Origin of the sequence: Pseudomonas sp. E45-MNA-CIBAN-0222 (assembly GCF_040310405.1) — a bacterium.
Classification (GTDB): Bacteria; Pseudomonadota; Gammaproteobacteria; order Pseudomonadales; family Pseudomonadaceae; genus Stutzerimonas; species Stutzerimonas stutzeri_AC.
On sequence record NZ_JBEOPU010000030.1, the window covers coordinates 1 to 12,270 of the forward strand.

Sequence of the window (12,270 nt, forward strand, 5' to 3'; positions counted from 1 at the left end):
GGCGCACTCAGGAGGATTCGAACCTCCGACCGCTCGGTTCGTAGCCGAGTACTCTATCCAGCTGAGCTATGAGTGCGCTGAGCGTGCGCATTATAGGGAGTTGAGATCGACGGTCAAGCACTTTGCCGAAGCGCTTTCTGAGATGAAAGCAGGCTGTCGCGAGAACCAAAACCCTAGAACACAAAATGGCGGAGAAGGGGGGATTCGAACCCCCGACACCCTTTTGAGGTGTACTCCCTTAGCAGGGGAGCGCCTTCGGCCACTCGGCCACCTCTCCGCAACACGGGGCGCATCATACCCATCTTTACCCCGTTTGCAAACCAAAAATCACAGAAAAATTAGTGGCTTGGTTCCTGATCCTTCTCTTTCTGGATCCGTTGGTAAATCTCCTCGCGATGCACCGCCACCTCCTTGGGCGCATTGACGCCGATACGTACTTGGTTTCCCTTCACACCCAACACAGTGACAGTCACATCGTCACCCACCATCAGGGTTTCTCCAACCCGGCGTGTCAGAATCAGCATTCCTTTCTCCTTAAAAACGGATTCAGTTCAGTAAACAGTCTGCAAAGATAAATACGGAAAATATCCGTAAAACATGAAGCTAGAGCCTTTCAACAGCTATTGACCCGCGCGCGGCAACCTAAAGTTCCTTTACGCCCAGCCCAATACGACAGAAGGCGCGTGCTAGCGCGCCTTCTGCGAGTCATTCCGCAGTATTGCTGGCTGGTGCATCCAATTCAAATGCGGTGTGCAAAGCACGCACAGCAAGCTCCAGATACTTTTCCTCGATGACTACCGAGACTTTGATCTCAGACGTGGAAATCATCTGAATGTTGATATTTTCTTTAGCCAGCGCCTCGAACATTCGGCTGGCAACACCAGCATGTGAGCGCATACCGACCCCGACAATAGAAACCTTGGCAATGTCGGTGTCGCCAATTACTTCCCGAGCACCCATTTCCGCAGCGATGCCCTGCAAAACCTGAAGCGCGTTGTTGTAGTCGTTGCGATGCACGGTGAAGGTGAAGTCGGTGGTGTTATCGTGCGCGACGTTTTGCACGATCATGTCCACTTCGACGTTCGCGGCGCTGATCGGCCCGAGTATTTTGAAGGCCACACCGGGCGTATCAGGCACCCCACGGATAGTCAGCTTGGCCTCGTCACGATTGAAGGCGATGCCGGAAATGATGGGCTGTTCCATGGATTCCTCTTCATCAAGGGTAATGAGGGTTCCCGGACCCTCTTGAAAACTGTGCAGTACCCGCAGCGGTACGCTGTACTTGCCGGCAAATTCGACTGCTCTGATCTGCAGCACTTTGGAGCCGAGGCTAGCCATTTCCAGCATTTCCTCGAAGGTGATTTTGTCCAGCCGCTGGGCCTTCGCCACCACTCGAGGGTCGGTCGTGTAGACACCGTCCACATCAGTATAGATCTGGCACTCGTCTGCCTTTAGCGCCGCCGCCAGGGCCACGCCAGTTGTGTCGGAACCACCACGACCCAGGGTGGTAATGTTGCCCTTCTCGTCAACACCTTGGAATCCGGCCACAACAACAACACGACCCGCTTTGATGTCGCGCTGAATGCGTTGCGCGTCGATCTGGAGGATGCGCGCCTTCGTATGCGCACTGTCGGTGAGAATCCGTACCTGATTCCCAGTGTAGGACACCGCAGGGACGCCACGCTTGATCAGCGCCATTGCCAGCAGGGCGATGGTCACCTGCTCGCCGGTGGAGACCATCACATCCAACTCTCGGGCGACCGGCTGATCGCTGATCTGCTTGGCAAGATCGATCAGGCGGTTGGTTTCACCACTCATTGCGGAAACGACCACGACGATATCGTCACCACCCTCGCGGAACTTCTTGACCTTCTCGGCCACCTGCTCGATCCGCTCGACGGTGCCGACCGAGGTGCCTCCAAACTTCTGTACGATCAAAGCCATTGTTAGCCGCCTAGAGCCCCTGAAGGGCGATCATTAAACATACAACCCCGAAAACCGCCAAAAAACGCCCCACCACCAATCGTGGATCGTCTTCCCTCGCGCCGAGGGCCTCAACAAAACCTGACCTTAGCGATCAAAGCGCCTGCTCTGCGAATGGCTGAGCCAACGCGAGCGCTTCGTCCAGCCTTGCCGGCTCGCTGCCCCCTCCTTGCGCCATATCCGGACGGCCGCCACCCTTGCCGCCCACAACCGCCGCGGCCTGCTTCATCAGGTCACCAGCCTTCAGGCGAGAAGTCAGATCCTGAGTCACCCCAGCGACCAGTACCACCTTGTCGTCCTGAACGCCACCCAGAAGGATAACCGCGCTGCCCAGCTTGTTCTTCAGCTGGTCGACCAGTGCGAGCAGTGCCTTGCCGTCCAAACCATCCTGGCGCGCAGCAAGGACGCGCACACCCTTGACGTCGACCGCGGAGGTTGCAAGGTCGTTACCCGCAGCACTGGCCGCCTTGGCTTTGAGCTGCTCGAGCTCCTTTTCCAACTGCCGGTTGCGCTCGAGGATGCCGCCGAGCTTGTCGAGCAGATTGTCGCGGCTGCCCTTGACCAGATTGGCCGCCTCTTTCAACTGCTCCTCGGCCGCATTGAGATAGGCCAGTGCCGGTGCGCCAGTGACTGCCTCGATCCGCCGCACGCCGGCAGCCACACCACCTTCGCTGGTGATTTTGAACAGACCGATGTCGCCGGTACGGCTCACGTGAGTACCGCCGCAGAGTTCGACCGAGAACCCTCCGCCCATGGTCAGCACCCGTACGGAGTCGCCGTACTTTTCACCGAACAACGCCATCGCGCCCTTGGCCTTGGCGGTATCGATATCGGTTTCCTCGATCTCCACGGCAGAGTTGCGGCGGATCTCGCCATTGACACGATCTTCCAGCGCACGGAGCTGCTCGGGCTTGATCGCCTCGAAGTGGCTGAAGTCGAAGCGCAGGCGCTGACTGTCCACCAGCGAGCCCTTCTGGCTGACGTGTTCACCGAGAATTTCGCGCAGCGCGGCATGCAGCAGGTGGGTTGCCGAATGGTTGAGCGCAGTCGCCTGGCGCACAGATGCGTCGACAGTCGCCTCGACATCCGCACCTACGCGTAGCGTGCCGCTGTCGACGATGCCGTGATGCAGGAAGGCGCTGCCGGCTTTGCTTGTATCGCGAACATCGAAACGCAAGCCTTGAGCTTCGAGATAACCACAGTCACCGATCTGACCGCCAGATTCGGCATAGAACGGCGTCTGGTCGAGTACCACAACGCCCTGCTCCCCGGCACTCAGGCTGTCGACCACCATGCCTTCCTTGAACAGGGCCAATACCTTGCCGGTGCCCGAAGTGCCCTGATAGCCGATGAAGCGGGTTTCACCCTCCACCTTGACCAGGCTGTTGTAGTCCATGCCGAAGGCGCTGGCCGAACGCGCACGCTCGCGCTGGGCCTGCATTTCACGCTCGAAGCCTTCTTCGTCGAGGGTCAGATTGCGCTCGCGAGCGATGTCGCCGGTCAGATCGACCGGGAAACCGTAGGTGTCATAAAGCTTGAACACCACATCGCCTGGAATGACGGTGCCGGTGAGGCCCGCCAGGTCCTGCTCGAGGATCTTCAGGCCCTGCTCCAGGGTCTTGGCGAACTGCTCTTCCTCGTTCTTCAGCACACGCTCGATATGCGCCTGCTGCTGCTTGAGCTCAGGGAAAGCGTCGCCCATCTCAGCAACCAGAGCGGCAACGATACGGTGGAAGAAGCTACCTTTGGCGCCGAGCTTGTTGCCGTGGCGGCAGGCACGGCGAACGATGCGGCGCAGCACATAGCCACGGCCTTCGTTGGACGGGGTCACACCGTCGGCGATGAGGAAGCCGCAGGAACGGATATGGTCAGCGACGACCTTCAGCGAAGCCTGGCCTTCGTTGGTGCAGCCGATGGCGTCCGCCGCTGCGTTGAGCAGACTCTGGAACAGGTCGATTTCGTAGTTGGAGTTGACGTACTGCAGGACCGCACTGACGCGCTCGAGCCCCATGCCGGTATCCACACTCGGCGCTGGCAACGGATGCATGACGCCATCAGCGGTGCGATTGAACTGCATGAAGACGTTGTTCCAGATCTCGATGTAGCGATCGCCATCTTCCTCCGGCGAGCCGGGCGGGCCGCCCCAGATGTGCTCGCCGTGGTCGAAGAAAATTTCGGTGCAGGGACCACACGGGCCGGTGTCGCCCATCGCCCAGAAGTTGTCAGACGCGTATGGGGCGCCCTTGTTGTCACCGATTCGCACCATGCGCTCGGCCGGCACGCCGACTTCCTTCGTCCAGATGTCGTAGGCCTCGTCGTCGCTCGCATAGACGGTGACCCAGAGCTTTTCCTGGGGCAGATTCAGCCACTTCTCGGAAGTGAGGAATTCCCAGGCGTAAGTGATGGCGTCGCGCTTGAAATAGTCGCCGAAGCTGAAGTTGCCGAGCATCTCGAAGAACGTATGGTGCCGCGCGGTATAGCCGACGTTTTCCAGATCGTTGTGCTTGCCGCCGGCACGCACGCATTTCTGGCTGGTGGTGGCGCGGGTGTAGGCGCGCTTCTCCAGGCCTAGGAAGCAGTCCTTGAACTGGTTCATACCGGCGTTGGTGAACAGTAGGGTCGGATCGTTCGCCGGAATCAGCGAACTGGAGGCCACGCGAGTGTGGCCCTTCTCTTCGAAGAAGCGGAGGAAGGCTTCACGGATTTCTGCGCTTTTCATAGATTTCTTCCAGAGGACTGCGGCCGAACGGCTGCAAAACGACACGGCGAGGCGGGACCACCGAAAGCCGGTTCGCAACTACCCAAACGGATAGCCGGCAAAGGGCCGCATTATATCGGGCCAGCGCGCCGGGTATAGGGGATAAAGCCGATTGAATCAAGCAATTCGACGTCAACTACGAGCGATGTTTTCGGCAAATTCGGCGAATGCGCTCAGCACTGCTTGAACATGCTCATCATGCACGTCCATATGTGTGACCAGTCGTAGTCGCGCCGCTGGCACCAGGCGGATGCCACGTTGCGCACAGAACGCAGTAAGCGCAGTTGCTTGCTCACCCATCGCCACGTAGACCATGTTCGTCTGCACCGGCTCGACCGCAAAACCGAGTGCTGCCAGGCCGCTACCAAGCTGTTCTGCTCGCTGGTGATCATCGGCCAGGCGCTCGACATTGCGCTCCAGCGCGTAGAGGCCAGCGGCAGCGAGAATGCCCGCTTGGCGCATGCCGCCGCCTACCATCTTGCGCAGGCGCCGGGCCTTGGCGATGAATACGTCACTGCCGCACAGCACCGAGCCAACGGGCGCGCCCAAGCCTTTGGACAAACACACCGATACCGTATCGAAATGACGGGTAATTTCGCGGGCATCGCAGCCAAGCTTCACCGCAGCGTTGAACAGCCGTGCACCGTCAAGATGCAAGGCCAGGTCGTGCTGACGAGTGAACTCCCGCGCAGCCGCCAGATAGCTCAGAGGAAGGACCTTGCCGTGCATAGTGTTTTCCAGCGCCAGCAAGCGGCTGCGAGCAAAGTGGAAATTGTCCGGCTTGATGACCGCCGCAACGCGCTCCAAGTCCAGCGTGCCGTCCGCCTCCATCTCGATGGGCTGAGGCTGGATCGAGCCAAGTACGGCGGCACCGCCACCCTCGTATTTATAGGTGTGGGCTTGCTGCCCGACGATGTACTCGTCGCCCCGCTCGCAGTGCGCCATCAAACCCAGCAGGTTGCTCATGGTGCCGGACGGCACGAACATTCCCGCAGCGAAGCCCAGATCCCCCGCAAGCTGACGCTCAAGCTGGCTTACAGTTGGATCCTCCCCAAAGACATCATCGCCGGTTTCGGCGCGAAGCATTGCCTCGCGCATCTCAGCAGTGGGCTGGGTAACGGTATCGCTGCGCAGATCGATGAGGGTCATTAGCTCTCCAGGGGAAACGGCTCGGGACAGCGACTGTGCCACACGGCGATCAGCGCAACAGACGGGTGTTGAGCACCTTCGAGCCGCCGCCTAGCAGCGTCTCGGTCATTTCGATGAAGTCATCGGTGCTGACCGTATCCATGCGCATCAATCCACGACTGACATCGTCGAGCGAATGGCGGCTCTTGCTGCGTTGACGAATTTCCTTGTCCAGGTCCTGCAATAGCAGCACCGCGCGGGCAGTCACCGGCCCGGTAGAATTTTCGGTGCGCAGGCTGTCGACCTTGCGGCTCCACTTGGTCAGATGCGCACGCACTGCCTGGTAACGGTCCTCGCTCATGCCGCCAGCACGCCGCACCAGCTCGATAGCGTAATACTCCGCCAGGCCTTCGCTGATCCAGTCGCTACGATCCCTATCCTTGATACGGCTGAACACATGAACCAGCTCGTGCACCAACGAGCTGGTGCCATTCTCGCTGACCATCGGGCGGTCGGCATGCATGTATAGGGAGTTGGGACCAGAGAGCCCGCCCCGCCACATAGGGTCGCCAGCACCAACGATGAGTAGCTTTGCCGGATCGCGGGGAAATACGTTCTGCACTTGCGGCCAGACGAAGGTCAGCATCGTCAGCATATCCATCCGACGGACGCCTTCGCCAACCGGCGCAGCGATGGTGACGTCCGTTTCTCCGAGCCTGGCGCGCCGGGTACCGAGCTTACCGGCCAACATCCAACCGGTCGGCCGATCGAACAGGCGCTCGCGGTTATCCACACGAAAACGGTTCTTACCGATGCGCGGCCAACCGGTTTCGATGCTCTTCCAGCCCTCGGGAAGCTCGAAGGTGATGCGTGAAACGAGGGTCACGCCATCAACCTGATCCAGCCGAGCAGCGGGCACCAGGTCATCCCCGCGAAACAACGCCCAATCACTGGTCATCCGCGCATCGAAGCGTCCGTTACTACGCGGGTGGCTGATGCGTACGCGGTAGCTCAGCCGCGACTTGCCCTCCGATGGCCTCCACGTGCCCCGCTCCGGGGTTTCCTGCTGCCAATCACCGTCCGCCTCGAAGTCACTGTAGTAACCCTCTTTACCCAGATTGAAATCCAGGCGCCGAACCACCTCACCTTTCTCCAGGATCAACTGCACCACAGCCTGATCTTCTTCAGGCAGAAAGCGAACGTGATAGTCCAGATCGACACGCTTGGCTGCCTGTGCCTGAGCGCCAAGAAAAAGGACAAGGACAAATAGCGACAGCAGTCGAGCAAGCATCGAAGAGAACTCCACGGATCGGATAAGCGCGAGGGGTGCGCTGATCTTGAGACGATGCGAACGAAGTTTAGATTCAACCGGCACGAAAAATCAGATGATCTTCCCAGTGCTCCTCAGGCACGCTGCCCTCGGCCAACATTCTGCCCGCCTGGGAAATACGCTCGACATGCACCGCTTCGCGATCACCGCAAACCAAGTGATGCCAGAGCGGCAGATCCTTGCCCTCGGCCACCAGGCGATAGCCACAGGTTGGCGGAAGCCACTTGAACTGCGATGCATCGGAGGCGTTCAGTTGAATGCAGTCCGGCACGCTGGCACGTCGATTGGGGTAGTCGCTGCACTGGCAGGTCTTCAGGTCGAGCAGTTTGCAGGCGACGCGCGTGTAATACACGGTGCCATCTTCCTCGTCCTCGAGCTTCTGCAAGCAGCAGAGGCCGCATCCATCGCACAGGGACTCCCATTCAACAGGGTCGAGCTCGGCAAGAGCTTTACGCTTCCAGAAGGGTTCGACTTTTGCTGCCATGGTGGATGCCACTACCGATAAAACGGGCAAGTCTAGCTACTGGCGGATATCCGGCCAATAGCCGGCAGGCGGATGCGGTTGTAGCGGTGACCGTCCGCCGGGGCGGCGGACGGCCTACTTGGGTCATTGTTTATCGAGCATCTGCCGATGGCTACGCATTTGCTCGAGCATCTGCTCCATGTGCTGAATGCGCATATCCAACATCTCCTTCGTTGGCGCGCCCATCATCCGGCCACCACCCATACCACCCTGCATCGCCTTACCGCCCTGCTTGCCCATACCGGCTCCGGGTCCGCCCATCGGGCAACCACCCATGGCCCCCATGCCGGACTGCATACTTTGCCAATGCTCGTCTCGCAACTTCTGCCGCTCTTCCGGCGTCTTCGCAGACTGCCAGGACTGACGGTATTCCTGCATTTTCTGCCAGTGCTGTTGCCAGGCATCACTGTCATTAGCAGGGGCTTGCTCGGCACTGGCGGACATCGCTAGGCCGGCCATGATCGAACCGATGATCCAGGTGCGCGTTTTCATCAGGCGTCTCCTTATGCATGTGCAGTCAAAAGAAGATAGCTCCGTTCAACACACCAAACCTTGTCGTCGGTCAGAGCCGACAGACTGACCGTCACATCGGATCATTACGACGCAGCAGCTCCTCAGGCAAGTGTTCGATGTAGTCGTCCTCGGCCGGCGGCATCTGCAAGTGATAACCCTGCGTCTGGATGTTGGAAAGGACTGTCGCAATATCTTCGCGCGCCAGCTGCCGCGCAGGTGTCAGGACCATTTCGAAGGCGAGCTGTGGCGGGCCGAATGCAGCAAGCAGCCCTTCAGGCACGCGCTTGAGCGCTTCACGCTTTTCCACGTAAAGGTACATACCGTCCTTGCGTGGGCTTTTGTAGATGGAGCAGATGAGTTTCATGGTCGTTTTTCCAGCACTTCGAGCAAGGCCTGCCCCATCAGATCACGGCGCCAGCCGCGCAGCGAGTCAGGCAGGTGATAAGGACCGTCCGGGTAGCCGCTTTTGAGCAGCGCTTCGAGCGTTTTCTTGCGCAGCATCAGCTCCGGCGCAATGTCCAGCGCCTGCCCCTGACTCTGACCGACCGCCCGCAGCTTTTTCAGTACGGACGACACCTCCAAGGGCAATGGCTCCGGCAGCGGGGCCGGCCAGTCCTGTTCGGGCGTCGCCGCAGCCTGACGGATCATTTCCAACAACACCTCCCCGTCTTGCCGCACGGTGCGCGGATGCATGTCTTCGATTCGCGCGAGCGTCACAAGATCACGTGGCTGAGTACGCGCCAGCGGCCAGAGACTGGCTTCGCGCAATACACGATTTCGCGGCTGGTTGCGGATGCGGGCCTGGCGCTCGCGCCACGCGGTCAGCACTTTAAGTACCGCGAGCTGCTGGGGCTTGAGTCGCCAGGCCTGCTTTACGTCGCGATAAGCCTCGTCCGGATCGGACTCGCGCTGCAGATTGGCTACCAGCTCCGCACCATCGTCCAGAACCCAGGCGCGCTTGTCATCGGACAGCTTCGGCAGCAACGCTTCGTAGAGTTCAGCCAGATGCTGGGCGTCCTCGGCAGCATATTGCACCTGCATTTCGCTCAAGGGCCTCTGCAGCCAATCAGAACGCGTTTCACCTTTGGGCAACTCGATGCCAAGTACCGCCTGCACCAGCCGCGAATAGCCCATGGAGAAGCCGATGTTCAGGTAGCCAGCCGCCAGCTGAGTGTCGAATAGCGGCAGCGGCAGGCTGCCGGTCAGGCGCAGCAGCACTTCCAAATCCTCACTGCAGGCGTGCAGCACCTTCACCACTGCCGGGTCTTGCAGTACACCAGCAAACGCGGACCAGTCGCGCACACTAAGCGGGTCGATCAGATAAGCGCGCCGTCCGTCACCGACCTGCACCAGCCCGGCAATGGGATAGAAGGTATCAACCCTCATGAATTCGGTATCCACTGCCACATAGGGCAGCTGGCGCCATTCGGCGCACAGGCGGGTCAGATGCTCATCATCCAAAACCCATTGAGTTTCGATGGCCACACGGCCCTCCTTTTCGGCTGACGACCGGCGCGCGGCCGAACGAGGCGCGCAGTATATATCGAGCACCCGACCGGCCGGGGCATTCATGGCCGGCGCCTACGCTGGTAGTGTTGGCCGATCAATCCGCCTGGAGCCGCACCGATGCCACTGGCCCAACTCATAACCGCCGCTGAGCTTGCCCAGCGCCTGCACGCCCGCGACCTGTTGATTCTGGATTGCCGGTTCGCCCTGGAAGATCCGACTTATGGTGAACGTAGTTACAAGGACGCGCATATTCCAGGCGCGCAGTTCGCCGATCTGGAAAAAGACCTCTCCGGCCCGGTGCTCCCCGGCACCACCGGACGCCACCCGCTGCCGGATCCTGAGCAGCTGCTGACTCGCCTGCGTCGATGGGGACTCGACGAGCAAAGCGAAGTGGTGCTCTATGACGACGGCCCTGGTGCATTTGCCGCACGGGCATGGTGGCTGCTGCTGTGGCTGGGCAAGCGTGAAGACGTCTACCTGCTGGACGGGGGCCTCAACGCCTGGCGGGAAGCTGGGCTGCCAATGGAAAGCACCACGCCCGTCGTGGAACCAGGCCATTTCGACGGGAATGCAGACGACAGCATGGTCATCGATGCAGCGCGACTGCAAGAACACCTGCATAGCCCCGAGCTGACGCTGCTCGACGCACGCGCCCTGCCCCGCTTTCTCGGTGAGGTCGAGCCCATAGACCCGATCGCCGGGCATATTCCCGGTGCCGTTTGCGCACCCTTCAGCGAAAACCTGGGTAGTGATGGCCGCTTTCTCGATGCGGAGCAGCTACGCGACAGATTCGATCTGCTGCTAGACGGCAAATCACCACGAACCGCAGTGGCCTATTGCGGCTCTGGCGTAACCGCCTGTCACAACCTGTTCGCGCTCTGTCTAGCGGGTTACCCACTGACGAAGCTGTATCCGGGCTCCTGGAGCGAATGGATCACCGACCCACGCCGGCCCCGGGCCTGATACCGGCGAGACCGCTGTGTCCTGCGCACAGCGTGGCTCGCCAGTCAGAATACGTCCACAGGGTTTTCACCGAAGTTGCATTTATTTTCACGACCGTTAGTCGTCATCTTTACGAAAAATTGCAATTCATTGTCTTGCTACCTGTCCGAAAAAGTTGCTAGGTTCCGACCCGCTTTCATCCCGGAGTAGTAGAACAATGAAAACAACATGGTTGAAGACCGCGCTCGCGGTAGCCGTAGGCGCCTTGTCCACCCAGGCCATGGCGGCCGGTTTTGCCCTCAATGAACAAAGCATCAGCGGCATGGGCACCTCGTTCGCAGGCCGCTCATCTTCCGCCGACGACGCCACCACCCTGTTTGGCAACCCAGCCGGCATGTCTCGCCTCAAGCGCGAAGAAGTCAGCTTCGGTCTGGCGGCGATTCATGCGAAGACGGAGATCAAGAACACATCTGCCACCACAGCGCTAGGCACGCCAGTTGGCGGCAGTAACGATGGCGATATGGTCCCGTTCACTGCGGTGCCGATGGGCTACTACGTCAAGCCGATCGATGACAAGTGGGCCGTCGGCGTGGGCTTATACGTGCCATTCGGCATGATCACCGACTACGAAAGCGGATATCAGGGTCGCTATCACGGTGACTACAGCGAAGTCCGAGTAATCACGGTTCAGCCGACGATTAGCTACCGCTTCAATGAAAAACTATCCGTTGGTTTTGGCCCAACCCTGAACCGTGTCGACGGAGAGCTCCAAAGCGCGACCTTCTTGGGAGCGGCCGACGGGCGCGTGAAAGTTAAGGGTGACGACACCGCTGTAGGTTTCAATGCCGGCATCCTTTACGAATTCACCCCCCACACCCGGATGGGCCTGACCTACCGTTCGAAAGTCGAATACACCCTTGAAGGTGATACCAAGCTGAAAGAAGGTTTCAGCCAAACTCCACTTGGGGGCAAGTACGATGCCTCGCTGGATCTAACGACGCCCGAGTCCATTGACATCTCTGTCACGCACGAGCTCAACGACCAGTGGACACTGTACGCAGGCGCAATGCTCACTCGTTGGAGCCGCTTCGAAGCGATCGTCATCGAAAATGATGGTCTGCCCTCCGGCCCGCTCAACCCAATCGTGGAAGATCAGGAATGGCATGACACTTGGTCCTATGCCATCGGTACATCGTACAAGCTGAACCGCGAGTGGACCCTGCGTACCGGCCTGGCTTTCGACCAGAGCCCTACCAACAACGTGGATCGTTCGCCGCGCATTCCGAGCGGGGATCGTACCGCCGTGAGCTTCGGCTTGGGCTGGAACCCGACTGACGACATCACCGTCGATCTGGCCTATTCCTATCTATGGGAAGAAGACACCAAGGTTCGTCGGGATAGCCCGACTCGCGGCACATACTACGCAGACTACGAAAACAGCGCCCACGGCTTCGGCGCAGCCCTGAGCTACCGTTTCTAACGTAGCAAAGACATAAAAGCCCCGGTTCCAGACTGTGTGAAAACCTAGCAGTCTGAGTGCAAGGTGAAGACAATGCCTCTATCGGTCGATAGGGGCATTGTCGT

Annotated in this window: 11 protein-coding genes and 2 tRNA genes; 2 read left to right on the plus strand and 11 right to left on the minus strand. The window is 59.6% G+C overall.

The annotated features are described in order from the left end of the window. Nucleotides 1–2: 2 nt before the first annotated feature. From AAEZ08_RS22385 to rnd, 11 genes are all read right to left on the minus strand, one after another. A tRNA-Arg gene (locus AAEZ08_RS22385) sits at nt 3–76 on the minus strand. A 110-nt stretch (nt 77–186) separates the two neighbouring features. Continuing rightward, nucleotides 187–277 (minus strand) — tRNA-Ser (locus AAEZ08_RS22390). Between the two features lie 61 nt (nt 278–338). Beyond that, nucleotides 339–524, minus strand: coding sequence for a carbon storage regulator CsrA (gene csrA / locus AAEZ08_RS22395; protein WP_003283978.1), 186 nt, complete (start codon nt 522–524; stop codon nt 339–341). Between the two features lie 181 nt (nt 525–705). Beyond that, nucleotides 706–1,944: an aspartate kinase gene (locus AAEZ08_RS22400; RefSeq protein ID WP_003283973.1), complete on the minus strand. Its 1,239-nt coding sequence runs from the start codon at nt 1,942–1,944 to the stop codon at nt 706–708. 133 nt (nt 1,945–2,077) lie between these two features. Continuing rightward, entirely contained in the window at nt 2,078–4,702 is a 2,625-nt protein-coding gene (gene alaS, locus AAEZ08_RS22405; protein ID WP_500125138.1) for an alanine--tRNA ligase, read from the minus strand. A gap of 171 nt (nt 4,703–4,873) precedes the next feature. Then, a complete protein-coding gene (gene ltaE / locus AAEZ08_RS22410) occupies nt 4,874–5,890 on the minus strand; it encodes a low-specificity L-threonine aldolase (protein ID WP_058064148.1) in 1,017 nt (338 codons plus the stop codon). Nucleotides 5,891–5,939: 49 nt separating this feature from the next. Continuing rightward, complete coding sequence (locus tag AAEZ08_RS22415; RefSeq protein ID WP_003283967.1) at nt 5,940–7,160, minus strand: M61 metallopeptidase family protein; 1,221 nt, start codon at nt 7,158–7,160, stop codon at nt 5,940–5,942. 73 nt (nt 7,161–7,233) lie between these two features. Continuing rightward, complete coding sequence (locus AAEZ08_RS22420; RefSeq protein WP_003283965.1) at nt 7,234–7,683, minus strand: YcgN family cysteine cluster protein; 450 nt, start codon at nt 7,681–7,683, stop codon at nt 7,234–7,236. A 123-nt stretch (nt 7,684–7,806) separates the two neighbouring features. Next, complete coding sequence (locus AAEZ08_RS22425; protein ID WP_058064146.1) at nt 7,807–8,214, minus strand: hypothetical protein; 408 nt, start codon at nt 8,212–8,214, stop codon at nt 7,807–7,809. Nucleotides 8,215–8,305: 91 nt separating this feature from the next. Beyond that, nucleotides 8,306–8,599: a YcgL domain-containing protein gene (locus AAEZ08_RS22430; protein ID WP_003283962.1), complete on the minus strand. Its 294-nt coding sequence runs from the start codon at nt 8,597–8,599 to the stop codon at nt 8,306–8,308. Beyond that, nucleotides 8,596–9,720, minus strand: coding sequence for a ribonuclease D (rnd, locus tag AAEZ08_RS22435; RefSeq protein WP_003283961.1), 1,125 nt, complete (start codon nt 9,718–9,720; stop codon nt 8,596–8,598). The genes AAEZ08_RS22430 and rnd overlap by 4 nt, the downstream gene beginning before the upstream one ends. Nucleotides 9,721–9,861: 141 nt before the next feature. Between rnd and AAEZ08_RS22440 the strand changes: the two genes are divergently transcribed. Both AAEZ08_RS22440 and AAEZ08_RS22445 read left to right on the plus strand, forming a co-directional pair. Further along, nucleotides 9,862–10,707: a sulfurtransferase gene (locus AAEZ08_RS22440; RefSeq protein WP_003283959.1), complete on the plus strand. Its 846-nt coding sequence runs from the start codon at nt 9,862–9,864 to the stop codon at nt 10,705–10,707. A 196-nt stretch (nt 10,708–10,903) separates the two neighbouring features. After that, complete coding sequence (locus AAEZ08_RS22445) at nt 10,904–12,166, plus strand: OmpP1/FadL family transporter (RefSeq protein ID WP_015277741.1); 1,263 nt, start codon at nt 10,904–10,906, stop codon at nt 12,164–12,166. Nucleotides 12,167–12,270 lie beyond the last annotated feature (104 nt).

What these genes read in the sequence shown, in the direction of transcription:
- csrA (WP_003283978.1), bottom strand. Translation starts at nt 524, where the DNA reads ATGCTGATTCTGACACGCCGGGTTGGAGAAACCCTGATGGTGGGTGAC.
- AAEZ08_RS22400 (WP_003283973.1), bottom strand. Translation starts at nt 1,944, where the DNA reads ATGGCTTTGATCGTACAGAAGTTTGGAGGCACCTCGGTCGGCACCGTC.
- alaS (WP_500125138.1), bottom strand. Translation starts at nt 4,702, where the DNA reads ATGAAAAGCGCAGAAATCCGTGAAGCCTTCCTCCGCTTCTTCGAAGAG.
- ltaE (WP_058064148.1), bottom strand. Translation starts at nt 5,890, where the DNA reads ATGACCCTCATCGATCTGCGCAGCGATACCGTTACCCAGCCCACTGCT.
- AAEZ08_RS22415 (WP_003283967.1), bottom strand. Translation starts at nt 7,160, where the DNA reads ATGCTTGCTCGACTGCTGTCGCTATTTGTCCTTGTCCTTTTTCTTGGC.
- AAEZ08_RS22420 (WP_003283965.1), bottom strand. Translation starts at nt 7,683, where the DNA reads ATGGCAGCAAAAGTCGAACCCTTCTGGAAGCGTAAAGCTCTTGCCGAG.
- AAEZ08_RS22425 (WP_058064146.1), bottom strand. Translation starts at nt 8,214, where the DNA reads ATGAAAACGCGCACCTGGATCATCGGTTCGATCATGGCCGGCCTAGCG.
- AAEZ08_RS22430 (WP_003283962.1), bottom strand. Translation starts at nt 8,599, where the DNA reads ATGAAACTCATCTGCTCCATCTACAAAAGCCCACGCAAGGACGGTATG.
- AAEZ08_RS22440 (WP_003283959.1), top strand. Translation starts at nt 9,862, where the DNA reads ATGCCACTGGCCCAACTCATAACCGCCGCTGAGCTTGCCCAGCGCCTG.
- AAEZ08_RS22445 (WP_015277741.1), top strand. Translation starts at nt 10,904, where the DNA reads ATGAAAACAACATGGTTGAAGACCGCGCTCGCGGTAGCCGTAGGCGCC.